Raw genomic sequence first — 23,029 nt, forward strand, 5'->3', positions numbered from 1 at the left:
GTTGTTCCGCGGGTCGGAATATCGATACGAGCCTCGCTCTATCCACACGTCATGCCCGGGCATGTCCCGGACATCCACGTTCTTCGTGCCGAGCGGCAATACGTGGATGGCCGGGACATAGGCGAGCGGAAGCGACGCCGTCCTTTCGGACGGCTATGCCCGGCCATGACGCAAGAGGAGAGAGCGAAATCAGAACGTCAGCGCCTTGGCCTGCTTGACCTGCGGCAGGGCCTGCACCTTGGCGAGCAGGTCCGCCGGCACCGCGCCGTCGACCTCGACCAGCGCAATGGCATCGCTGCCGGGCGCGACGCGGCCGAGATGGAAGGTGGCGATGTTGATCTTGGCGTCGCCCAAAAGGCTCGCGAACTTGCCGATGAAACCCGGCTTGTCCTCGTTGGTGACGTAGATCATCGACTTGCCGAACTCGGCGTCGACGCGGATGCCCTTGATGTCGACGAGGCGCGGCTTGCCGTCGGCATAGACGGTGCCCGAGACCGACCGCTCCTGCCGCTCGGTGGTGACCGTGACGGTGATCAGGCTCTCATAGTCGCTCTGGGCGGCGCGCACGATCTCGTCCACCACCATGCCGCGCTCCTTGGCGACGACCGGCGCGGAGACGACATTGACCTCGCCCAGCATCGGCCGCAGCAGGCCGGACAGCACGGCGGAGGTGATCGCCTTGATCTTCATCTCGGCGACGTGGCCCTCATAGGTGATCTCGACCTTGAGGATGCCGGTCTCGGTGAGCTGGCCGGCGAAGGAGCCGAGCTTCTCGGCAAGCGCGATGAACGGCTTCAGCTTCGGCGCTTCTTCGGCCGTGATCGAGGGGAAGTTGACGGCGTTCGAGATCGCGCCGGTGAGCAGGTAATCCGACATCTGCTCGGCGACCTGGAGCGCGACGTTTTCCTGGGCTTCGGTGGTGGATGCGCCGAGATGCGGCGTGCAGATCACGTTGGGATGGCCGAACAGCACGTTCTTGGTCGCGGGCTCCTCGACGAACACGTCGAAGGCGGCGCCCGCGATGTGCTTGGAGTTGAGCGCATCGACCACCGCCTGCTCGTCGACGAGGCCGCCGCGGGCGCAGTTGATCAGGCGCACGCCCTTCTTCATCCTGGCGATCGCGGCCGCATCGATGATGTTCCTGGTCTTGTCGGTGAGCGGGGTGTGCAGCGTGATGAAATCCGAGCGCTTCAGTAGGTCGTCGAGCTCGACCTTCTCGACGCCGATGTCCTTGGCGCGCTCCGGCGACAGGAACGGGTCGAACGCGACCACCTTCATGCGCAGGCCGAGCGCGCGGTCGGCGACGATCGAGCCGATATTGCCGCAGCCGACGACACCGAGCACCTTGCCGGTGATCTCGACGCCCATGAAGCGGTTCTTCTCCCACTTGCCGGCCTGGGTCGAGGCGTCCGCCTGCGGGATCTCGCGGGCCAGCGCCAGCATCAGGGTGATGGCGTGCTCGGCGGTCGTGATCGAATTGCCGAACGGCGTGTTCATCACGATGATGCCCTTGGCCGTGGCGGCGGGAATCTCGACATTGTCGACGCCGATGCCGGCGCGGCCGATCACCTTCAGCTTCGCCGCCTTCTCGAGGATCTTGGCGGTTGCCTTGGTCGCCGAGCGGATCGCAAGACCGTCGTAATTGCCGATGATCTCGGCGAGCTTGTCCTTGTCCTTGCCGAGATTGGGCTGGAAGTCGACCTCGACGCCGCGATCCTTGAAGATCTGCACGGCGGCGGGCGAGAGCGCGTCGGAAATGAGAACTTTGGGTTTGGTCATGGGGATGTCTTCCTTCACACCCTCCCCTGGAGAGGGAGGGTCGGCGCGAAGCGCCGGGGTGGGGTGAAGCTACAACGAAGAAAATCGCCGATGCGCCGTGTGGAGAGATCACCCCACCCCGCCGCACCTGCTTTGTTTGAGCATGATCTTGTCGGAAAACCGGAGAACCACTTTTCCGGATCATGCTCGCCGGTGCGTCGACCCTCCCCCTTCAGGGGAGGGCCAGATCGTTACGCTGCCTTGGGCAGAGCGGCCTTGGTCTCGGCGAAGGCCCAGTCGATCCACTGCGTCAGCAGCTCGACGTCCCTGGCCTCGACGGTGGCGCCGCACCAGATGCGCAGGCCGGCCGGCGCATCGCGGTAATAGGCGAAGTCGAAGCCGGCGCCTTCCTTCTCGACCAGCGCGACCAGCTTCTTGCAGAAGTCGGCCTGCGCGTCCGCCGAAAGCGAAGTGATCGCGGGATCAGTGAATTTGAGGCACACCGAGGTGTTGGAGCGGATCGAAGCGTCCCTGGCGAGGAAGTCGATCCAGGGCGTCTTCGCCTTCCAGTCGGCGAGCACCTTGGTGTTTGCGTCCGCACGCGAGATCAGCGCCTTGAGGCCGCCAATCGACTTGGCCCAGTTCAGCGCGTCGAGATAGTCCTCGACGCAGAGCATCGAGGGCGTGTTGATGGTCTCGCCGACGAAGATGCCTTCGTTGATCTTGCCGCCCTTGGTCATGCGGAAGATCTTCGGCAGCGGCCAGGCCGGCTTGTAGGTCTCGAGCCGCTCCACCGCGCGGGGCGACAGGATCAGCATGCCATGCGCGGCCTCGCCACCGAGCGCCTTCTGCCAGGAGAAGGTGACGACGTCGAGCTTCGGCCAATCGAGAGCTTGCGCGAATGCGGCGGACGTCGCGTCGCAAATGGTCAGGCCTTCGCGGGTCGCGCTGATCCAGTCGGCGTTCGGCACGCGCACGCCCGAGGTGGTGCCGTTCCAGGTGAAGACGACGTCGCTCTTGGGATCGACCTGCGACAGATCGGGAATCTCACCGTAAGCGGCGTTCAGCTTGGTGACGTCCTTGAGCTTCAATTCCTTGACGATGTCGCTGACCCAGCCCTCGCCGAAGGATTCCCAGGCGAGCGTGGTGACGGGCCGCGCACCGAGCAACGACCACAGCGCCATCTCGACCGCGCCGGTATCGGAGGCCGGCACGATGCCGATGCGGTAATCGGCGGGGACCTCGAGCACTTCGCGCGTCAGGTCGATGGCGAGCTTGAGCTTGGTCTTGCCGATCTTCGCACGATGCGAACGGCCGAGCGCTGCGTCCTTGAGATTTTGGGCGTTCCAGCCGGGGCGCTTGGCGCAGGGACCGGAGGAGAAATGCGGCACGGTCGGCCGCGAAGCGGGCTTCGCTACAGTCATGATCTACCCTTCCAGATAGTAAGCCTCCCGTTGGGGGGAGGTGTCCCGCCGCGGCTGATACGGGAATCGGGAAGACCAGTCAAGGAAGTTCCGGGGCCTCACGTGCGAGTGATGGCGCCTCGGGTGCGATCTCCGGGGATTGGACGACGGCGAGCGCATTCAGCAAGTCCGTGGCATCGCTGATCAATTGCGCAGCCCTGCGGCGGCTGCCGACCTTCAAAATGCATTTGTCATGGGCCTGCACGACGTAGTCGTTGCCGACCTTGATCATTGAATAGCTTGTCATCGAAATCCCCGAACCAACCGAGCCCGGTGCCAGAAGCTGCCGTAGCACTGTTCGTTCCCGATTCAACGTGAACGACGGACGGGTAGTTTACCGCCCATTAAGATGAACGAATGCGCGATCCGAATTTGCTGATCGTGCAAGGCTCGCGGCCAGAGCCCCATTCCGATACAATGGGAACGGGACTCTGGCTTCTTGTATTGACGCGTTCTCTTGACGCGAACTGGTATCCACTTCGCTCGACAACGCTTTTTGCCTCAAAAGCGGACAGTCATGCCCACATGGCTCGCGGCAAATCCGAGACGCTTGTAGAAGCGCTGCGCGTCGACGCGCGTCTGATGCGTCAGCAACTCGACGAGATTGCAATTGCGCGCCTTCGCTTCCGCGACCGCCCATTGCACCAATTGCTCGCCGATGCCGCGGCTGCGACAATCGGAAGCAACGCGAACGTCCTCCAGGAGGCCGCGCAGGCCGCCTTGGGAACTCAGGCCCGGCAGGATCGCGAGTTGTAGGCAGCCGACCACCCTGCCCGCGCTCTCGGCAACGACGAGCGTGAGATTCGGATCGCGCTCGACCCGCGCGAATGCGTCGTAATAGGAGGCGGGCAAAGGATCTTCCACCCGCTCGCGCGCGCGGCCGAGATGATCGTCGGCGAGCATCGCCACAATCGCGGCGACGTCCTCGCGGCGCGCGGGACGGATGGAGACGGCTTCGGCATTCATGTCAGACAACTCCGCACCTCAGCGCGCCGGCGCAAGGCCGAGAAACGCTTCGACTTCCCCGATCCAGCGGCGGACGGACGCATGGCGGCCGAGATCGAAGCCGCCTTCATGCGCGACACGCGTATAGGCGAGCAGCGACACGTCGGCGAGCGAAACCTCATCGCCGGCGAAGAAGCGGCTGCCGGGCAGATGCTGCTCCATGCGGTCGAGCGCCGCATAGCCGCGCTTGACCTTCTCGGGATCGAGCTCGGATGCGTCCTTGCCCAGATAGACGAGTAGAAAGCGGCACACCGCGATATAGGGCTCGTGGCTGTACTGCTCCCAGAACAGCCATTCGTCCATCTTGGCCGCTGCAAAGGCGTCGCGCGGAATGAGCGTACTGTCGCGGGCGAGATAGCGGATGATGGCGTTGGACTGTGCGAGCGTGCGGCCGTCGTCGAATTCGACGGTCGGCACCTGGCCGGCGCCGTTCATCCTAAGGAATTGCGGCGTGCGCGTCTCGCCCTTGCGCGTGTCGATTTCGATCCACTGGTAGGGCACTGCGAGCTTGTCGCAGACCCACTTCACCTTCAGACAGTTTCCGGAATTGCCGTCGCCATAGATCTTCATCGCTGCCGCCCCGTCTTCGGGCGACAGAGCATCAGCACAGAGGGAATCTGTCAACAGGAGACGGACGGCTCAGAACTTGTAGCCGAGCCCGACGCGCGCGTTGTTCAGCGTGACCTGCGTGTTCATGACGGGCGAGAATCTCACATACTCGTATTCCACGCGCGCGAACAACCCGTCCCAAATGCAATATTCGAGCCCGAGGCCCGCGGTCCAACCCACAGCGAAAGTGTTGGTCCTGTGCTGGCTCTGAGTCTGCGATTGCACCGGAACAGCATACGTATTGCTCGTGGTCGTCGTAACGCCGCCGACCGTTGTCGATACGACCTGCGTAAGCGTCACGTCGCTCGTCACCGTGCGGGAGACGTCCATTCGGCCAACCGCGGCGCCGAAGAAGGCATACGGCATGACATCGCCGCCATCCCAACCTACGCGGCCACGGAGCGAAATCATGTCCTTGACCTTCGCCGCGGCGGTGCCGGTCAAGGTCACGTTGTAATTGTTGGTCGTGCCCTCGGGCGGATTATCCCCGGGCGGGTTGGTGATAACGAGCGAGTTGTAACCGCTGGTCTGCGTGTAGAGAGTGTCGAAGTAGCTGTAGGTGCCTTCAAGACCGAGAATGGCATCGTACCATTGCCAGTTGCGGCCGATGAATCCGCCGAAATTGACGCCTTGCGTGTTGGCCTTGTTCAGCAGCGACCAGTTCGCGGTTGGTTGCTGCAGGACGCTGTCGCGGAAGATGTAGTTGGTCAGGCCGACCACGCTCTGGCTGAAATCGGTCGCGTCGGTCGTGTAGCCGGCGTTGCCGCCGATATAGACGCCATCCCAGTTGCGGGTCGTCTTCGACAGGCCGTCGGTGAAGCCGCCGCGCAGGACGGGCAGATCCGGCATGTCGGCCGCGTGCGCGGCAGACACCGTCCCCAACATCGCCGCCCCCAACAAAAGCCCACGCATCGCAACGCTCCATCGACTCGAACTTTCGCCCGTGATCATGGCTCGTTAACCTTAACCAATGGTTGCGGTAGGCAATTTCGTCAGTGCGAGCCGTGAAAAATACGCAAAGCAAAACGGCGCGGGATGATCCCGCGCCGTTAAGAGACGTTAAGCGATGAAGCTGACGATCAGCCCTTGGTGACGAGCGGCGGCGGCATGTAGGCCGGCGGGCTGTTGAGATCCCAGCGCACGCCGAGCTTGATGTCGTGCGAGGTGATGTCCTTGATCTTGATCGAGGTCGGGCCGGAGGCACTGTTGTCGAACAGGCGGTAGTTGCCGGGCGCGGCGTCGCCGAGGTTCATGTAGCTGTAGGCCAGTTCGACCGTGAAGCCGGGGTTGACCTTGTAGGCGAGACCGGCGTGAGCGGCCCAGGCGAAGTTCCACTTTCCGTTGTCGGCGAAATAGGCAACGCTGGCGCTCGGGGTCGGAGTCAGCGCGGCGAGATATGCGACGCCGTCGTCACGGAAGCCGCTGATCTTGTTGTACGAGCCGCCGACGCCGGCGCCGATGAATGGTGTGATGCACCACCAGGTGCCGAGATCGACATAGGCATTGGCCATGACGACCCACTCGGACTTGCTGCCAGTGTAGTTGTCGGAACCGACGAAGCCGGGCCCGATGACGTTGTCTGCACCGTGCAGGTTGGCCTTGCCGCGGTACTGGCCGATCACGTCCGCACGAAACCAATTGTTGAAGCGATAGCCGACACCGAGACCGAACAGCGGCGCCGAGTCGAAGCCGAACCCCTCCGTCGTCTTCTGATACCCAGCCGGCAAGGCGGCGTCGATGCTCTTGGCGCGCTGGTTGGTCATGCCGATGTCGCCGCGCAGATACCAGCCGCCGAAATCGGCGGGCGGGGCGGGCGGCGCGTACATGGGAGGGGGCGCCGCGATCGGCATATCGGCGGCGAACGCCATCGACGAGATCAGGGTTGCCGCACCCGCGGCGAGCAGAGACTTAACGCTACGCATTGCTTCGTCCTTTTGGCCGGTGAGGCAAAGACGGGCGCCCCACGTTCTGGAAACTCACGACCCGGACGATGGCAGCAAATGTTTAAGCGCCACTTAACCCTAATTTTTAAGGTTGATTTTTTCTCACCGCACACGCCAATGCGGCTGCAGCGTTGCAAAAATGCAGCGCGGGGCGGGCCGCATTTCCTAACGATGTATGAAGCTGCAAGGCAGCGAATAGTAATGCGTTAACGCGCGTGCCGCGGCAGCTTGGGCAGGAACACCGCGAGCAGCCCGATCGCCGGCAGATAGGCACAGACCTGGTAGACGAACTCGATCGAGGTGTGGTCGGCGACCTTGCCCAGCACGGCGGCCCCGAGACCGCCGATGCCGAACGCGACGCCGAAGAACACGCCGGAGATCATGCCGAAGCGGTGCGGCACCAGCTCCTGCGCGAACACGATGATCGACGAGGTCGTCGAGGAGATGATCAGGCCGATGACGACGCTGAGCACGGCGCTGGCAACGAGCCCGGCGTAGGGCAGCGCCAGCGTGAACGGCAGCGCGCCCAGGATCGAGATCCAGATCACGATCTTGCGGCCGAAGCGGTCGCCCAAGGGGCCACCGACAAACGCACCCACGGCGTTCGCGGCGAGGAAGATGAAGAGATAGAGCTGGGCAGCCTGCGTCGACACGTCGAAACGATCGATCAGGTAGAAGATGTAGTAGCTCGACAGGCTCGATACGTAGAGCTGTTTGGAGAACAACAGCGCGACGAGCACGGCCAGCGCCAGTGCGACGCGGCGCGAGCTCGGCGCGTCGGGATGGGCCTGAACCATGGCCGTCTTCTTCGCCTTGATCTGCGGCGCATACCAGCGGCCGATGCGCCAGAGGACGAGGATCGCGAGGAACGCGATCGAGGAGAACCAGGCGATGCTGCCCTGACCGAACGGCACCACGATCAGCGCGGCGAGCACCGGTCCCATCGAGGTGCCGAAACTGCCGCCGAGTTGAAACACCGACTGCGCAAAACCGTAGCGGCCGCCGGACGCGAGTCGCGCGATGCGCGCCGACTCGGGGTGAAACACCGCCGAGCCGAGACCGACCAGGGCGGCAGCGACGAGGATGACGAGATACTGATGTGCGGCGCTGAGCAGCAGCAGGCCGAAGAAGGTCGAGGCCATGCCGATCGCCAGCGAATAGGGCTGTGCCTTCTTGTCGGTGTAGTGCCCGACCACCGGCTGCAGCAGCGAGGCCGTGAACTGGAAGGCCAGCGTGATCATGCCGATCTGCGCGAAGTCGAGCGCGTAGGTATCCTTCAGGATCGGATAGACCGAGGCGATCAGCGACTGCATGGTGTCGTTGAGGAAGTGCGAGAAGCTGATGCCGGCGAGCACGATGTAAGCCGGCCCTGCCGCCTTGGCGGCGGCGGGCGACACGTCGCTGACGACGACGGGCTCGGTCAGCGTTTCCTCGGAGACGACGACAGGCTTGTTCAATGGAGCGGTCCCGGCGGGCGCGGCGAACCGCCGCATCCGCTAGTTACGATGCAAGCGGCGGTCGAACCACCGTCAATCGTCGATGGCTGGGATGCGTGGGTGTTCTCGTCGCTTACCCTCCCCTGGAGGGGGAGGGTCGGCTCATGTTGAACGAAGCGAGACATGAGACGGGGTGGGGTGACGGTCTCTCCGCATCCCACAGTGCCCGAGTGGAGAGATCACCCCACCCCGCTCGCGCTTCGCGCGATCGACCCACGGGCGAGCTACGCTCGTCCCGGACCCCTCCAGGGGAGGGTAAGAAAAACATCAAGCCGCGGCCTGGCCGAGCGCCAGGACGATGGTGTCGACGACGTCCTCGACCAGGATGCGGTCCTCGCCCTCGCCCATGACGCGGATCACGGGCTCGGTGCCGGAAGAACGGATCAGCAGACGGCCGTGGCCGTTGAGGCGCATCTCGCCGTCGGAGATCGCCGACTTGACGTCGGAATCGTCGAGCGGCTTGCCGCCCTTGTGACGGACGTTCTTGAGGATCTGCGGCAGCGGGTCGAATCGGTGGCAGACTTCCGAGACCGGCCGGCGCAGCTTCTGCACCACGGCCAGCACCTGCAAGGCAGCCACGAAACCGTCGCCGGTGGTGGCGTAGTCGGAAAGGATGATGTGACCGGATTGCTCGCCGCCGAGATTGTAGCCGCCGTTCAGCATCTGCTCGAGCACGTAGCGATCGCCGACCGGCGTACGCACGAGATCGAGCCCCTGCCCTTTCAGGAAGCGCTCCAGGCCGAGATTGGACATCACGGTGGCGACGATGCCCGGGCGCGACAAGCGTCCGTCCTCTTTCCAGCTCTGCGCGATCACCGCGAGCAGCTGGTCGCCGTCGACGATGTGGCCGCGCTCGTCGACCAGGATGACGCGATCGGCGTCGCCGTCCAGCGCGATGCCGATATCGGCGCGCATCTCGCGCACCTTCTTCGACAGCGCTTCGGGCGAGGTCGAGCCGCATTCCTTGTTGATGTTGAAGCCGTCGGGCTCGACGCCGATCGCCACCACGTCGGCGCCCAGCTCCCACAGCGCTTCCGGCACCACCTTGTAGGCGGCACCGTTGGCGCAATCGATCACGACGCGCAGGCCATCGAGCGACAGGTCGCGCGGCAGCGTGCGCTTGGCGAATTCGATGTAGCGGTCGTGCACGCCGTCGATGCGGCGGGCGCGGCCGAGGCTCGCACTTTGTGCCAGCCTCCTGTCGAGAGATTCGTCGAGCAGCTGCTCGATCTGCTTCTCGACGTCGTCGGAAAGCTTGAAGCCCTGCGGGCCGAACAGCTTGATGCCGTTGTCCTCGAACAGATTGTGCGAGGCCGAGATCATCACGCCGAGATCGGCGCGCATCGACTTGGTCAGCATCGCGACCGCCGGCGTCGGCATCGGGCCGACCAGCAGCACGTCCATGCCGACCGAGGTGAAGCCTGCGACCATCGCGTATTCGATCATGTAGCCGGACAGACGGGTGTCCTTGCCGATCACGACCCTGTGGCGATGGTCACCGCGCTGAAACGCAAGGCCTGCGGCCTGGCCGACCTTGAGCGCGAGCTCCGGCGTGATCAGTCCGTTGGCGCGGCCCCGAATCCCGTCCGTCCCGAAATATTTGCGGCTCATATCGTCCCCCAAAAGGCAACAACCAGGGGATCCCCTCTACAACCACGGGATGCCCGAAAGGGCCCCGCATCCCTGATTTGCTGGGGTCTTATAATGCTATCGCGGCTAACTTGGCTTCAAGAAATATGATGAATCATTACGGAACCGGGCACCGCGCCGGCTCAGTAAGATCTTGTTAACACTATATTTCCGACCGGAACGCGCCACCGAGGCGGAACCCGCCCCTACCGGGTGCGCTTCACATGGCCGTCCTCGCGGCTCGGCGCCGGCTGGGTGACATTGACGGGATCGGAGCCCGGAAAGGTCTCTTCCAATCCTTCTTCCAGCGCCTCCTCGAGATCGCGCTTCTCCTTGATCTCTTCCGGCGAAGGTCCAGCGTGCGGCCTCGTCATCGCGCCCTCCTGCAAAACGTCCTGCAAACGATTTGGCTATGCATCCAACCATGGTAGATGACCCCGAAATCTTCCGATGCAAGACTTCCAAGCAAGACGGGCCGGGGAAAAGACATGAAGCATATCACCTGTATCGACGATCTTCGCGCGCTGCATCAGCGCCGCGTGCCAAAGGCGTTCTTCGATTATTGCGATCGCGGCTCCTATGCGGAGGAAACGCTGCGCGCCAACCGCGAGGACATGCAGGCGATCAAATTCCGCCAGCGCATCCTGGTCGACGTCTCCAAGCGCGACACCTCGACCACGATTTTGGGCGAACCCGCGACCATGCCGCTGATGCTCGCGCCGGTCGGCCTGCTCGGCATGCAGCACGGCGACGGCGAGATCCACGCCTGCCGCGCCGCGCAGGCCGCCGGCATCCCGTTCACGCAGTCGACCATGTCGATCTGCTCGATCGAGGACATCGCCGCCAATGTCGAGAAGCCGTTCTGGTTCCAGCTCTACGTGATGAAGGACCGCGGCTTCATCAAAGCGCTGATCGAGCGCGCGATCGCGGCGAAATGCTCGGCGCTGGTGCTGACCGTCGATCTCCAGGTGATCGGGCAGCGCCACCAGGACATCAAGAACGGCATGACTGTGCCACCGGAATGGTCGCTGTCGAAGCTGATCGATTTCGCCACCAAGCCGGCCTGGGTGTCGGGTGTGCTCCAGGGCAAGCGCCGCACCTTCGGCAATCTCGCGGGTCATCTGAAGGTCAGTGACGACATCACCTCGCTGTCGACCTGGATCAACTCGCAGTTCGACACCTCGCTGAACTGGAACGACATCGACTGGATCCGCTCGATCTGGCCGGGCAAGCTGGTCCTGAAGGGCATTCTCGACGTCGAGGACGCCGAACTCGCCGCAAAGACCGGCGCGCAGGCGATCGTGGTCTCCAACCATGGCGGCCGTCAGCTCGACGGTGCACCGTCCTCGATCGAGGTGCTGCCGGAGATCGTCGACACCGTCGGTGACAAGATGGAGATCATGTTCGACGGCGGCATCCGCTCCGGCCAGGACGTGATGCGCGCGCTCGCGCTCGGCGCAAAATCCTGCATGATCGGCCGCGCCTATGCCTATGGCCTGGGTGCCGGCGGCCAGGCCGGCGTCGCCAAGGCGATCGACATCATCCAGAAGGAGCTGCTCACGACCATGGGCCTGTGCGGCGTCAACCGGATCGACGAGATCGACGATCATATCATTGCGATGTGAGGCGTAACCCTCGCGTCAATCGCGGCCGTCGTCCCGGACAAGCGCTATCTAAGCGCGCCGATCCGGGACGACAGCGGAGATTGTGGCGATAGGCGCTCCTAGATCATCCCTCACATTGGCGGCGCCAGGCCGTCGCGGCCGACGCTGACGCGGTTGGTCTCGAATGAGCCGTCGGGCAATTGCTTCATGAAGGCGATGACCTTCGCACCCGGCTTCAACTCGGATTTGTCGCTCGGCACGAAGAGAGCTGGCCCCGCAAATTCGGACAGTAGCTTGAGTGGATTTTCTGCCTGACAGCGGCGAGGATTCTTGCTGCGAATCAGGAGCGAAGATGACGAAGAAGAGCCGCCGGACGCATTCTCCGGCATTCAAGGCGAAGGTTGCTTTGGCTGCGGTCAAAGGCGACAAGACACTGGCGGAGCTGGCGCAACTGTTTGATGTTCATCCGAACCAGATCACGATCTGGAAAAACCAGCTCCTGGAAGGCGCCGCCGGCGTGTTTGGGCATGACAAGACATCGGCCGAGACGCCGGTCGATTTGAAGGCGTTACATGCCAAGATCGGCGAGCTGGCGTTGGAAAACGATTTTTTGTCCGGCGCGCTCACCAAGGCGGGCCTGCTGAGCGCAAAGCGATGATCGACCGCGATCATGATCTTTCTATCGTGCGCCAGGCGAAGGTCCTGAAGCTGGCTCGCAGCACGGTCTACTATGAACCTCGGCCAGTTTCGGCCGAGGACCTTGCCTTGATGCGTCGGCTCGATGAGCTGCATCTCGATTATCCCTTCGCGGGAGCGCGTATGCTGCGATCGTTGCTGCGGCGGGAGGGCGTATACGCCGGTCGCCGCCACATCGCGACGCTGATGAAGCGCATGGGGATCGAGGCGGTCTATCGTCGCCCGAACACGAGCAAGCCGGCTCCGGGGCACAAGATCTACCCGTACCTGTTGCGCGGATTGAAGATCGAGCGGCCCGACCATGCGTGGGCAATGGACATCACCTACATTCCGATGCGGCGTGGCTTCGTCTATCTCGCGGCGGTCGTCGATGTGTTCAGCCGACGGGTCCTGGCCCATCGCGTCTCGATCACAATGGAGGCGGCCTTCTGCGTCGAAGCGGTCCAGGAGGCGTTGGCGAAGCACGGCAGGCCCGAGATTTTCAACACGGATCAGGGCAGCCAGTTCACCAGCCTCGAGTTCACCGATGTGCTGCTGGACGCGAAGATCGCCATCAGCATGGACGGCAAGGGCGCCTGGCGCGACAACGTGTTTGTCGAGCGGCTCTGGCGCACGGTCAAATACGAAGAAGTATATCTCCGCGCCTACGACAGCGTGTCCGAGGCGCGAGCGTCAATTGCCAAGTATCTGGCCTTCTACAATCAGGGACGCCCTCACTCGAGCCTTGACGGGCGCACGCCCGACGAGGCTTACTTCGGCACGCAAGCTATGGTGATGGCCGCATGACCGTCGCCGACGGTTTTGTCGTCGCTCTGGTCGGGCTACGCCCTCCCGACGCAACGACAAAACCGTAAAGCCCCGCGTTCAGCATAACCCGGCAGGAATCCACTTAAATCCAGCGGGGCGCTGTCCAAACAACCGGGGCCAGCTCTAAGGTCACCACCGGCGTGTTGTCGGCGACGAACACCTTCTTCTCGCCGTCCTTGTACTTGACCAGCAGCGTGTGGCCGTCATTGCCGACGACGCTTTCGGCCACCGTCGCATTGGTCATGCTGGAGTTCGGCTTGAGGTCCCAGGGCCGGGAGCCCTCGCCGGTGCCGCGCATGCTCTCCGGAAACACGTGAACCTCGACCGCGTTCTGGCTGCCGTCCGGTCCCGGCACGGTGGTCGCACCGATGAACGAACCCGGCTTGATGTCGGCGAGTGAAATCCTGGTGATCCCCGACACGTTCACGTCGGAGGCGATATGAAGCCTGACGTCTTCACCGCTGCGCGACTTGACCTGCATGGTGTCGCCATTGACGCTCTCGATCGTGCCGCGCACGCGCGTCGGCACCGGCGCCCTCTGGGCAAAGGCGCAGTAAGTCGAGACGGCCACCATCGCGACGGCGATCAGCGGACGTGTGAAAGTTGCACGTTGAACAGACATGACGGTCTCCGATTGTCCCACGACGGTAGAACTCCAGAGATGGTGTGCTATTCGCCGCGCCCCTCTCAAGACTTTGTGAGATCGGCCTCGACCAGCGCGCGTAGCTCGGCCGTGACCTCGGGCCGCCGGCCGAACCACAGCTCGAAGCCGCGCACCGCCTGGTGCAGCAGCATGCCGAGCCCGTCGGCGGTTTTCAGGCCGCGCGCCGTTGCTGCCGCGAGCAGCGGCGTCACCAAGGGAACATACACGAGGTCGGCAACGACCGCCGTTTGCGGCAGGCGCGCGACATCGATATCGAGCGAAGGCTGGCCGTGCATGCCGAGCGAGGTCGTGTTCACGAGAAATTTTACGCGCGGCAGCACGTCGTTGATCGCGTCCCACGGCAGCGGACGCACATTCGGCCCGAACTGCGTTGCCAGCGTCTCAGCCCGCGCGACGGTGCGATTGGCGACATGCACGCATTTGATGCCGCGTTCCAGCAGGCCGAACACGACCGCGCGCGCGGAGCCTCCGGCGCCCAGCACCAGCGCCTCCTCGGCCGCGCCCCAGCCGGGCGCGCTGGCGTCGAGATTGTTGATGAAACCTTCGACATCGGTGTTGGTCGAACGCAGCTCGCCGTCGGCAAACCACAGCGTGTTCGCAGCGCCGACCGCCGTTGCGCGGGCGTCAGGCGTCGACAGCTCCAGCACGCTTTCCTTGTGCGGGATGGTGACGTTGGCCCCGACGAAGCCACGGAGCGACAGCCGCAGCACGAAATCGCGCAGATTCTCGGGCGGTACCGCCTCGATGACGTAGCCGCCTGCAATGCCGAGCGTGCGCAGCCAGTAATGATGGATCAGCGGCGAGCGCGAATGCGCGGCCGGCCATCCGATCAGACAGGCTGCAGGAGCCTTGGTCAGGGTCATCCGTCCCTCAGGAAGTGTGGGAGGCGATCCATTTCGCGTCCCGCAGGACCTGTCAAGACGCCGGCCCGCGCGGCCGCGGCAGGGTCGGTCAGATCGGCCGGCGCGATAACAGTGTCGTCAGCTCGCGGCTGCCTCGTCGGCGGCCCGGCTCTTGATGTCGGCGATGGCGCGCTCGAGGCTCGTGCGATAGCGCGCGCGCGGCGGCGTCACGCCATGGGTGAGCAGCGCGCGGCGGACCGTGGGCGAGGCTCCCGTGATGAACAGCCTGATGCCCTGGCGGTGCGCCTTGGCGGCAACGCGGCCGAGCACGTTGGCCGCGGTCGAATCCAGGAACGGCACCGCGGCGAAATCGACCACGAAGGCCTTGCGTTTGTCGGCGATGCCGTCGAGCACGCCGCCGATCGCCGAAGCCGCGCCGAAGAAGAACGCACCGCTGATGCGGTAGACCAGCACGTCGCGGTCGACCGCAAGGGCGGAATCGTAGGGAACCCGATCGCCATTGCCGTCGTCGGGGCGATCGGCCGCCACCAGCGGCGTGCGTTCCTCGATGCCGGTCATCTCCGCCATGCGGTGGATGAACAGCACCGCGCCGAGCGCGAAGCCGACCAGGATGCCTTCGGTGAGATCGCGGAAGACCGTGAGCAGGTAGGTCGCGAGCAGGACGACGGCATCGCCCCATGACGAGCGCAGGAGCGTTGCGAATTCGTGCTTCTCCGCCATGGTCCAGGCCACCACGACCAGCACGGAGGCGAGCGCGGCCAGCGGAATGTAGCTCGCCAGCGGCGCCGCGATCAGCATGAACAGCAGCAGGAACACCGAATGCAGCATCCCCGCCAGCGGTCCGCGCGCGCCGGCGCGGATGTTGGTGGCGGTGCGCGCGATCAGGCCGGTGACGCAGATGCCGCCGAACAGCGCCGAGCCGACATTGGCCGCTCCCTGCGCCACCAGCTCGCAATTGGAGCGATGACGGCGGCCGGTCATGCCGTCCGCGACCACCGCCGACAGCAGGGATTCGATGGCGGCCAGCAGCGCGAACGCGATCGCATCCGGCAACACGGCGGTCGCTTTCGCGACCGAGAACGCGGGCAGCGCCGGCGACGGCAATTCGCGCGGAATACCGCCGAAGCGCGAGCCGATGGTCTCGACCGGGAGCGACAGCAGCGCGCTCGCGATCGCCGCAAACACGACCGCGATCAGAATGCCGGGCCAGGACGGCCGCCAGCGGCGCAAGCCGGCGATGATGGCGATGCTGACGATGGCAACAGCGACGGCGGACGGATTGATGGTGTTGAGGCCGCCGGCAAGCGCAATGAGCTTTGGCACGAACTCGCTGGGCTCTTTCCCTGCGAGCGTGATGCCTGAGAGATCGCGGAGCTGGCTGGCGAAGATGATCACGGCGATGCCGGCGGTGAAGCCGACCGTCACCGGATAGGGAATGAACTTGATGTAGGTGCCGATCCGCAACAGGCCCGCGGCGACCAGGAACAGGCCAGCCATCATGGTGGCGAGGATGACGCCATCGACGCCGTGCCGCTCCGCGGTCGCCGCGACCAATACGATGAACGCGCCCGCAGGCCCGCCGATCTGGAAGCGGCTGCCGCCGAGCAGGGAAGCGATGAAGCCGCCGACGACGGCGGTATAGAGACCGCGGTCCGGCGTCACGCCCGAGGCGATCGCGATCGCCATCGACAGCGGCAGCGCGACGATCGCAACCGTCAGGCCGGCGAAGACGTCGGCACGGAAATCCGCGAGGCCATAGCCTTCGCGCCAGACGGTGACGAGTTTCGGCAAATACAGTTCGGCAAAGGTCGGCTGACGCAGCTGGTGCAGCCGGCTTGCCTGATCGCTCGTGATGCTCATCCCCACAATGCTCCAAAGCACCGTGCGCCCCTTCGTTGCCGAGGTGCGACGATGCGCTAGCCCATCCTGATCCCGGGCACGATCAACGCGCGATCATGCTCCGACGCGGCGCGGCTGCCCCGGCTCCTTCAGGCGAACGCCACGCCCGCCGCCGTCGCTGCGGGCCTGCTCGCCGATCAGCTCGACGCCGGCCCGGTCGAACGCCTCGACCACCTTGATCAGGGTTTCGACCACGCCACGAACATTGCCGGTGCTGGCCTCCATCCGCTGGATGGTCGGCAGCGAAACGCCGGCGAGTTCGGCCAAGGTATTCTGGTCAATGCCGAGCAGCGCGCGGGCTGCCCGCATCTGGAATGCCGTGATCACCTTGGCCTCACATATCGGAACTTATATATGATGCTTAGAACATATACAATGATGTATAATACATCATTCTTGCCCAAATGCAAGGCTCTGCGCATGTGTCTCCGCCGTCATGGTGAGAGCTCTTGCGACGAAGCAATCCAGGCCGGCTCCTCGGAGACCGTCCGGATTGCAGCGCTTCGCTCGCGGCAATGACGAAAGGAGGCGGCTTGGCCGGAGGGAACGCCGCGCTCCTGGTTACAGCCTTTCCACCCTCTCCCCGGCCTGAACAATCAGGGCGGGAGAGGGTGTGAGGGAGGGGCGCCTCCCTTCCAGATCACGCCGCGTGCTGATGCGCGGCGATGATCTGGTCGGCGGCGCGGCCGGTGACCTCGGCCATGTGGTCGAACTGGCGGGTGAAGCTGCCGGCGCCGGCGGTGGCCGAGCGCAGCTCGACGATCAGTTCCCCGATTTCGGCTTCGGGCATCATGGCGCGGACGCAGTCCCAGCCGCTCCAACCCTCGCGGGTGTCGAAGCCGAGAATCTGGCCGCGCCGCGCCGACAGGATCGCGTTGATCTTGGCAGTGGCGTCGGTCGGGCAGACGATCTCGACCATGTGGATCGGCTCCAGCAAGACCGGCTGGCATTGCGGCAGGCCTTCGTTCAACCCGACCCGCGCGGCCGTACGGAAGGCGAGATCGGAGGAGTCGACGCTGTGATAGGAGCCGTCGGTCAGCGTCACCTCCACGTCGGTGACGGGGAAGCCGAGCGGGCCGCGGGCCAATCCGTCGACCACGCCTTCTTCCACCGCCGGGATGTAGTTGCGCGGCACCGCGCCGCCCACGACCTTTTCGCCGAACCTGAAGCCGTCGCCGCGCGGCAGCGGCCTGATGTCGAGCACGACGTCGCCGAACTGACCGTGGCCCCCGGACTGCTTCTTGTGCCGCCCGCGTTGGGTGATCGGCTTGCGGATGGTCTCCTGGTAGCCGATCCCCGGCGGATGCGAAGTGACCTTGACGCCGAAGCGATCGCGCAGCCGCTCGCCGGCCACGCGCAGGTGCATCTCGCCCTGCCCCCACAGCACGGTGTCATGGGTCTTGGCGTTCTGCACGACGACGAGTGACGGATCCTCCTCATGCAGCCGCGCCATCGACTGGCCGAGCTTGACGTCGTCCTTGCGATCGACGGCCGCGATCGAGATCGCGAGCACCGGCGGCGTCGGCTCGATCGCGATCAAGGCCGCGGGCGGCGTCTTGCCGTTCGACACCGTGTCGCCAGTCTTGATCGCATCGAGCTTGGCCAGCGCCACCGTGTCGCCGGCTTCGGCCGAGGCACGCTTGGTGTCGTAGGCGCCGCTGACGGCGAGGATGCCGGAGATGCGCCCCAAGCCCCCGGAGGCGGATTGCAGCGTCGCTCCGTCGTCGAGATGGCCGGCAAGCAGGCGCGTCAGCGACAGCTTGCCGCCATGCTGCGAATGTAGTGTCTTGAAGACATAGCCGAGCACGTCCCTGGACTCGGGAACGCCGAGACGCTTCGCCGTCTCCGCGATGCCGGGCGCCTCGTGGCGCAGCGCCTTCATCAGGCGCAGCACGCCGTTTTCGCGCGCAGCCGAGCCCAGCAGCACCGGGCAGATCAAGCCTTCGCGCAATTCGCGGGCGAGATCGTCGAACACCGCATCGCGCGGCGGCTGGATGTCCTCGAGCAGTTGCTCCATCAGCGCATCGTCGTGATCGGCGAGCTTCTCCAGCATCGAGAAGCGGGCTTCCTTCTCGCGATCGAGATCGCCGCCTTCGAGCGCGATCACCTCGGAGGCCTTGTGCTCGCGATAGATGAAGGCGCGTTCCAGCGCGAGATCGACGAAGCCCTCGATCAACTCGTCCTTCCAGATCGGGATCTGGCGCAGCACCAGCGGCACGCGCGAGGCGGGCTGCAGCATGGCAAGCGTCTCGCGGATGCGCTTGTTGGCGCGATCGATCTTGTTCAGGAACAGGAAACGCGGGACCTTCAGCTCCTCCAGCTCGCGCAGGATGATCTGAAGCTGTGGCAGCTTCTTCTCGTCGGCCTCGCAGACCACGATTGCGGCGTCGACCGCGGGAAGCGCGGCGCGCATGTCGTGGGCAAACTCGACGGAACCGGGACAATCGAGGAAAGTGTAGCTGTCGCCCATGAAACTCGTGGTCGCGGCGGTCAGCCCGACGGTCATCTTGTGATGACGGGCCTCCGGCGTGGCGTCGCCGACGGAGGTTCCGGCGTCGACGCTGCCGGCGCGCGGGATTGCGCTCGTTCGCGCCAAGACTGCTTCGAGAAGTGTGGTTTTACCGCTTTGGAAAGGGCCCACCAGCGCGATGCACCGTGGACCTCGGGGACTTCTGACGTCTTGTCCCATTCGCCGCCTCCTTGGTGTGGAGCTCGGCCCGTGATTGGGTCGGCAAACGCGGATGCTCTGCCCCTCCCCGAGATTTGGCAAGCATCAAACGTCGCTGCGGTGCGTCGTCAGGCCTGATTGATCTCGCTCGTCGCGGCCGGCGAAGACAACGGTCAAGCGCACCCGTTCTTCGGCACGAGGCGAGCCAGCATTGGTTCCCTGCAGAGACCGCGGGTCGGCCGCCTCATCCGGCCCGATCAATCATCCAGACCAGAGTTCTCGCGACAGCCTCCGACGATCGCAATTTCCCGTCCTTCTTCAAGGCGATGAAGTCCTGCACGCCGGGAAATTCGGAGCCGCGGATATGTGCTTGCATGTCCGTGTCGACCACACCCGGATTCAGATTGAACACGCGTCGCCCTTCCGTCTCCACGGCACGGACATAGCCTTCGAGCGCGGCCTTCGCAGCACAATAGAGGGACCAATGGGGTATCGGCTTGGCTGCCGCTCCGGATGTCACGTTGGCGATCTCGCCATCGGGGAAATGGCGCAGGAAGGTCGTGATCGCGATGATCGGGGAAGCCACGTTGACGGTAATTTCATGCAAAATTTCGGCCACATCAAACGAAGCCGCTGCACCTATGACTTGGGTCGCTGCATTGTTGACGAACACCGCACGATCGAACTGTTCCGAACGCAGCGACTTGAATGTGGTATCGAGCTTTTCGACATCGACGGCGGATAGATCGAACGCGGGCCGGTTCAATTCCGCGACGCGCCACCCGACCCGCTCGAATTCCTGCTTAAGGGCCCTGCCCAGTCCCCGGCTCGTGCCCGTGATGATGACGAGATTGGTCATCTTCAAAGCGGTTTTGCACAGAGGAAACCGGCGAGACTGGGCGTCAGATTGCGCGGCTTGGAACCCGGAGCGCTCTCTTCCTGGATACGCGAGATTTGAAAGCCGGCTTCGCTAAGCATCTTCTCGACCTCGACGGGATGACGAATGAGGAAGATGTGGTCGGAATGGCCCGCGTTGAGTGCGGCGGTGATAAAGGCTTGCCCTCCCGGGCGGATCATATCGAATAGCCAGCGGCAGAACTCCGCTGGATTTTCCAGATGTTCGAGGACCTCCTGGCAAATCAGGAAATCCGCCTTGACGTCATAGGAGCTATGGCTGATTTTGGGTGACGCGGCCTGATCAGGCGGCGTGGCTTTCAGTGTTCGGAATGACTTCGATTCCGTCGATGAACTTTACACCGGCGATGACTTTCGGCAACTGGTTCGTGCTCTTCAATCGCCGCCAGGTCTTCGAGAGCTATGGCTGATTTTGGGTGACGCGGCCTGATCAGGCGGCGTGGCTTTCAGTGTTCGGAATGACTTCGATTCCGTCGATGAACTTTACACCGGCGATGACTTTCGGCAACTGGTTCGTGCTCTTCAATCGCCGCCAGGTCTTCGATGCGGCGTCGATGAGCTTGAACACCATCAGCTTCGCAGTTTGTTGCGACAGCGATCCCTTGGTCCGCACCGTTCGGTGGCGCACCGTGGCGAAGACGCTCTCGATCGGGTTCGAGCTGCGTAGGTGGATCCAGTGCTCAGCAGGGAAGTCGAAGAAGGCGAGCAGCGCATGGCGATCCTTGATCAGGCACTCCACCGCACGTCCGTATTTGACGTGGTATTTCTCGACGAAGACGTCGATCGCGGTTTCAGCTTCGGCCCGGTGTGGGGCCAGATAGATGTTCCGCAGGTCGTTCTTCATGGGGCCCTGCACGGATTTGGCGACCTTGTCGAGTACGTTGCTCACTTTATGGCACCAGCATCGTTGGTGCCGCGTGCCGGGAAAGGCCTCGTCCAGTGCCTTCCAGAAGCCGAGGGCGCCGTCGCCGATGGCGAGTTGCGGGGCAATCCGTAACCCGCGTTGCCGCAGGTCGATCAGGAGTTCGCGCCAGCTCTGCGCGCTCTCGCGCACGCCGACCTGGAAGCCGATCAGCTCCTTCTTGCCTTCCGGCGTGGTGCCAATCAGCACCAGCATGCATTCGCTGTGATCTTCCATGCGGGCCTGCAGGTACACGCCATCGGCCCAGATGTAGACATAGCGACGCGCCGACAGATCGCGTCTCTGCCAGCGTTCGTACTCGACCTGCCAATCGGCCTTCAGGCCGGCGATCACCGAAGGCGACAGGTTCGGCGCATCCTTGCCGAGCAGCGCCGAGAGCGCCTCCTGGAAGTCGCCGGTCGAGATGCCGCGCAAATAGAGGACCGGGATCAAGGCATCCAGGCTCTTCGTCCGCCGCGCCCATAGCGGCAGGATTGCCGAACTGAAGCGGAGGCGGTCGCCTGGCCCGCTCGCTCCGCGGTCGCGGACCTTGGGACGAGCGACCTCCACCGGACCGATGCCGGTCGCAATCTCGCGCACCGGACCGTGCCCATGTCGGACCAGGCGCGCTCGACCGTCGGGCAGCGTCAGATTGGCCGTGCTGGCCAGAAACGCGCCAACCTCGATCTCGATCGCCCTGGCAAGCAGGTCCCGCGCGCCGGCACGAACGATATCGGTCAGTGGATCATCAACCGCGGACGGCTGACGGAAAGCAAGAACATTGGTAGTCTCGGTCATGGCGTATCGCTCTCCTCGAGAGGTTCTGGCAGGCTCGTCACCCGCCTCGATACGCCGCCTTCCTCACACCGTCATCACCCAGATTCCGCCATAGCTCGGTCTTCGATGCGGCGTCGATGAGCTTGAACACCATCAGCTTCGCAGTTTGTTGCGACAGCGATCCCTTGGTCCGCACCGTTCGGTGGCGCACCGTGGCGAAGACGCTCTCGATCGGGTTCGAGCTGCGTAGGTGGATCCAGTGCTCAGCAGGGAAGTCGAAGAAGGCGAGCAGCGCATGGCGATCCTTGATCAGGCACTCCACCGCACGTCCGTATTTGACGTGGTATTTCTCGACGAAGACGTCGATCGCGGTTTCAGCTTCGGCCCGGTGTGGGGCCAGATAGATGTTCCGCAGGTCGTTCTTCATGGGGCCCTGCACGGATTTGGCGACCTTGTCGAGTACGTTGCTCACTTTATGGCACCAGCATCGTTGGTGCCGCGTGCCGGGAAAGGCCTCGTCCAGTGCCTTCCAGAAGCCGAGGGCGCCGTCGCCGATGGCGAGTTGCGGGGCAATCCGTAACCCGCGTTGCCGCAGGTCGATCAGGAGTTCGCGCCAGCTCTGCGCGCTCTCGCGCACGCCGACCTGGAAGCCGATCAGCTCCTTCTTGCCTTCCGGCGTGGTGCCAATCAGCACCAGCATGCATTCGCTGTGATCTTCCATGCGGGCCTGCAGGTACACGCCATCGGCCCAGATGTAGACATAGCGACGCGCCGACAGATCGCGTCTCTGCCAGCGTTCGTACTCGACCTGCCAATCGGCCTTCAGGCCGGCGATCACCGAAGGCGACAGGTTCGGCGCATCCTTGCCGAGCAGCGCCGAGAGCGCCTCCTGGAAGTCGCCGGTCGAGATGCCGCGCAAATAGAGGACCGGGATCAAGGCATCCAGGCTCTTCGTCCGCCGCGCCCATAGCGGCAGGATTGCCGAACTGAAGCGGAGGCGGTCGCCTGGCCCGCTCGCTCCGCGGTCGCGGACCTTGGGACGAGCGACCTCCACCGGACCGATGCCGGTCGCAATCTCGCGCACCGGACCGTGCCCATGTCGGACCAGGCGCGCTCGACCGTCGGGCAGCGTCAGATTGGCCGTGCTGGCCAGAAACGCGCCAACCTCGATCTCGATCGCCCTGGCAAGCAGGTCCCGCGCGCCGGCACGAACGATATCGGTCAGTGGATCATCAACCGCGGACGGCTGACGGAAAGCAAGAACATTGGTAGTCTCGGTCATGGCGTATCGCTCTCCTCGAGAGGTTCTGGCAGGCTCGTCACCCGCCTCGA

At 64.1% G+C, this 23,029-nt stretch carries 20 protein-coding genes and 2 pseudogenes; 2 read left to right on the forward strand and 20 right to left on the reverse strand.

The window, feature by feature from the left end; translation table 11 throughout:
• Positions 1 to 189 precede the first annotated feature (189 nt).
• From serA to ABIF91_RS10285, 10 genes are all read right to left on the reverse strand, one after another.
• On the reverse strand, positions 190 to 1,779 hold the full coding sequence (gene serA / locus ABIF91_RS10240) for a phosphoglycerate dehydrogenase (protein ID WP_028180064.1): 1,590 nt from the start codon (positions 1,777 to 1,779) through the stop codon (positions 190 to 192).
• A gap of 230 nt (positions 1,780 to 2,009) precedes the next feature.
• On the reverse strand, positions 2,010 to 3,182 hold the full coding sequence (locus tag ABIF91_RS10245; protein ID WP_028180065.1) for a phosphoserine transaminase: 1,173 nt from the start codon (positions 3,180 to 3,182) through the stop codon (positions 2,010 to 2,012).
• A gap of 79 nt (positions 3,183 to 3,261) precedes the next feature.
• Positions 3,262 to 3,453, reverse strand: a complete 192-nt coding sequence (locus ABIF91_RS10250; protein ID WP_239621322.1) for a hypothetical protein — start codon at positions 3,451 to 3,453, stop codon at positions 3,262 to 3,264.
• 269 nt (positions 3,454 to 3,722) lie between these two features.
• On the reverse strand, positions 3,723 to 4,187 hold the full coding sequence (locus tag ABIF91_RS10255) for a GNAT family N-acetyltransferase (protein ID WP_028180067.1): 465 nt from the start codon (positions 4,185 to 4,187) through the stop codon (positions 3,723 to 3,725).
• Between the two features lie 18 nt (positions 4,188 to 4,205).
• Positions 4,206 to 4,796, reverse strand: coding sequence for a glutathione S-transferase family protein (locus ABIF91_RS10260; RefSeq protein WP_028180068.1), 591 nt, complete (start codon positions 4,794 to 4,796; stop codon positions 4,206 to 4,208).
• Positions 4,797 to 4,865: 69 nt separating this feature from the next.
• Entirely contained in the window at positions 4,866 to 5,747 is an 882-nt protein-coding gene (locus ABIF91_RS10265) for an outer membrane protein (RefSeq protein ID WP_028180069.1), read from the reverse strand.
• A gap of 167 nt (positions 5,748 to 5,914) precedes the next feature.
• Positions 5,915 to 6,757: an outer membrane protein gene (locus ABIF91_RS10270; RefSeq protein ID WP_028180070.1), complete on the reverse strand. Its 843-nt coding sequence runs from the start codon at positions 6,755 to 6,757 to the stop codon at positions 5,915 to 5,917.
• Positions 6,758 to 6,984: 227 nt separating this feature from the next.
• Positions 6,985 to 8,235 (reverse strand): MFS transporter, encoded by a 1,251-nt coding sequence (locus ABIF91_RS10275; protein WP_028180071.1) that lies wholly within the window; start codon positions 8,233 to 8,235, stop codon positions 6,985 to 6,987.
• 306 nt (positions 8,236 to 8,541) lie between these two features.
• Positions 8,542 to 9,885 (reverse strand): phosphoglucosamine mutase, encoded by a 1,344-nt coding sequence (glmM, locus tag ABIF91_RS10280; protein ID WP_028180072.1) that lies wholly within the window; start codon positions 9,883 to 9,885, stop codon positions 8,542 to 8,544.
• Positions 9,886 to 10,109: 224 nt separating this feature from the next.
• Positions 10,110 to 10,277, reverse strand: coding sequence for a hypothetical protein (locus ABIF91_RS10285; protein WP_162832046.1), 168 nt, complete (start codon positions 10,275 to 10,277; stop codon positions 10,110 to 10,112).
• Positions 10,278 to 10,391: 114 nt separating this feature from the next.
• Here ABIF91_RS10285 and ABIF91_RS10290 point away from each other — a divergent pair, with 114 nt between their 5' ends.
• Positions 10,392 to 11,528 carry an alpha-hydroxy acid oxidase gene (locus ABIF91_RS10290; protein ID WP_028180073.1) on the forward strand — a complete coding sequence of 379 codons (1,137 nt, stop codon included), beginning with the start codon at positions 10,392 to 10,394 and terminating at the stop codon, positions 11,526 to 11,528.
• Between the two features lie 110 nt (positions 11,529 to 11,638).
• Here the strand turns inward: ABIF91_RS10290 and ABIF91_RS10295 are convergent, their stop codons facing one another.
• On the reverse strand, positions 11,639 to 11,767 hold the full coding sequence (locus ABIF91_RS10295; RefSeq protein WP_283805407.1) for a hypothetical protein: 129 nt from the start codon (positions 11,765 to 11,767) through the stop codon (positions 11,639 to 11,641).
• 92 nt (positions 11,768 to 11,859) lie between these two features.
• On the opposite strand from ABIF91_RS10295, the gene ABIF91_RS10300 reads away from it, so the two are divergent.
• Positions 11,860 to 12,989 (forward strand): IS3-like element ISRj2 family transposase gene (locus ABIF91_RS10300; RefSeq protein ID WP_129557670.1). Its coding sequence is split into 2 segments (ribosomal slippage): positions 11,860 to 12,112 and positions 12,112 to 12,989, totalling 1,131 coding nucleotides; the frame shifts between segments, so codons are not numbered across the junction.
• Positions 12,990 to 13,137: 148 nt separating this feature from the next.
• Here ABIF91_RS10300 and ABIF91_RS10305 read toward each other — a convergent pair.
• The 9 genes and pseudogenes from ABIF91_RS10305 to ABIF91_RS10345 all read right to left on the reverse strand — a co-directional run.
• Positions 13,138 to 13,632 (reverse strand): annotated as a pseudogene (locus ABIF91_RS10305) (hypothetical protein); the annotation flags it as partial.
• Between the two features lie 65 nt (positions 13,633 to 13,697).
• Positions 13,698 to 14,537, reverse strand: coding sequence for a shikimate dehydrogenase (locus tag ABIF91_RS10310; protein ID WP_028181786.1), 840 nt, complete (start codon positions 14,535 to 14,537; stop codon positions 13,698 to 13,700).
• Positions 14,538 to 14,654: 117 nt separating this feature from the next.
• Entirely contained in the window at positions 14,655 to 16,397 is a 1,743-nt protein-coding gene (locus tag ABIF91_RS10315; protein ID WP_424579142.1) for a SulP family inorganic anion transporter, read from the reverse strand.
• A 93-nt stretch (positions 16,398 to 16,490) separates the two neighbouring features.
• Entirely contained in the window at positions 16,491 to 16,763 is a 273-nt protein-coding gene (locus ABIF91_RS10320; RefSeq protein WP_028181784.1) for a helix-turn-helix domain-containing protein, read from the reverse strand.
• Positions 16,764 to 17,076: 313 nt separating this feature from the next.
• Positions 17,077 to 19,125: an elongation factor G gene (locus ABIF91_RS10325; RefSeq protein WP_028181783.1), complete on the reverse strand. Its 2,049-nt coding sequence runs from the start codon at positions 19,123 to 19,125 to the stop codon at positions 17,077 to 17,079.
• Positions 19,126 to 19,348: 223 nt separating this feature from the next.
• Entirely contained in the window at positions 19,349 to 19,963 is a 615-nt protein-coding gene (locus ABIF91_RS10330) for an SDR family NAD(P)-dependent oxidoreductase (protein ID WP_050995252.1), read from the reverse strand.
• 2 nt (positions 19,964 to 19,965) lie between these two features.
• Positions 19,966 to 20,322: a methyltransferase domain-containing protein gene (locus ABIF91_RS10335; RefSeq protein ID WP_424579357.1), complete on the reverse strand. Its 357-nt coding sequence runs from the start codon at positions 20,320 to 20,322 to the stop codon at positions 19,966 to 19,968.
• Between the two features lie 127 nt (positions 20,323 to 20,449).
• Entirely contained in the window at positions 20,450 to 21,718 is a 1,269-nt protein-coding gene (locus ABIF91_RS10340; RefSeq protein ID WP_038952271.1) for an IS256 family transposase, read from the reverse strand.
• 79 nt (positions 21,719 to 21,797) lie between these two features.
• Positions 21,798 to 22,979: pseudogene (locus tag ABIF91_RS10345) on the reverse strand (IS256 family transposase); the annotation flags it as partial.
• Between the last annotated feature and the right edge of the window lie 50 nt (positions 22,980 to 23,029).

Origin of the sequence: Bradyrhizobium sp. USDA 241 (assembly GCF_049739505.1) — a bacterium.
GTDB lineage: Bacteria > Pseudomonadota > Alphaproteobacteria > Rhizobiales > Xanthobacteraceae > Bradyrhizobium > Bradyrhizobium liaoningense.

Coding starts and splice junctions, on each gene's coding strand:
- serA (WP_028180064.1), bottom strand. CDS start 1,779: ATGACCAAACCCAAAGTTCTCATTTCCGACGCGCTCTCGCCCGCCGCC.
- ABIF91_RS10245 (WP_028180065.1), bottom strand. CDS start 3,182: ATGACTGTAGCGAAGCCCGCTTCGCGGCCGACCGTGCCGCATTTCTCC.
- ABIF91_RS10250 (WP_239621322.1), bottom strand. CDS start 3,453: ATGATCAAGGTCGGCAACGACTACGTCGTGCAGGCCCATGACAAATGC.
- ABIF91_RS10255 (WP_028180067.1), bottom strand. CDS start 4,187: ATGAATGCCGAAGCCGTCTCCATCCGTCCCGCGCGCCGCGAGGACGTC.
- ABIF91_RS10260 (WP_028180068.1), bottom strand. CDS start 4,796: ATGAAGATCTATGGCGACGGCAATTCCGGAAACTGTCTGAAGGTGAAG.
- ABIF91_RS10265 (WP_028180069.1), bottom strand. CDS start 5,747: ATGCGTGGGCTTTTGTTGGGGGCGGCGATGTTGGGGACGGTGTCTGCC.
- ABIF91_RS10270 (WP_028180070.1), bottom strand. CDS start 6,757: ATGCGTAGCGTTAAGTCTCTGCTCGCCGCGGGTGCGGCAACCCTGATC.
- glmM (WP_028180072.1), bottom strand. CDS start 9,885: ATGAGCCGCAAATATTTCGGGACGGACGGGATTCGGGGCCGCGCCAAC.
- ABIF91_RS10285 (WP_162832046.1), bottom strand. CDS start 10,277: ATGACGAGGCCGCACGCTGGACCTTCGCCGGAAGAGATCAAGGAGAAG.
- ABIF91_RS10290 (WP_028180073.1), top strand. CDS start 10,392: ATGAAGCATATCACCTGTATCGACGATCTTCGCGCGCTGCATCAGCGC.
- ABIF91_RS10310 (WP_028181786.1), bottom strand. CDS start 14,537: ATGACCCTGACCAAGGCTCCTGCAGCCTGTCTGATCGGATGGCCGGCC.
- ABIF91_RS10315 (WP_424579142.1), bottom strand. CDS start 16,397: ATGAGCATCACGAGCGATCAGGCAAGCCGGCTGCACCAGCTGCGTCAG.
- ABIF91_RS10325 (WP_028181783.1), bottom strand. CDS start 19,125: ATGGGACAAGACGTCAGAAGTCCCCGAGGTCCACGGTGCATCGCGCTG.
- ABIF91_RS10330 (WP_050995252.1), bottom strand. CDS start 19,963: ATGACCAATCTCGTCATCATCACGGGCACGAGCCGGGGACTGGGCAGG.
- ABIF91_RS10340 (WP_038952271.1), bottom strand. CDS start 21,718: ATGACCGAGACTACCAATGTTCTTGCTTTCCGTCAGCCGTCCGCGGTT.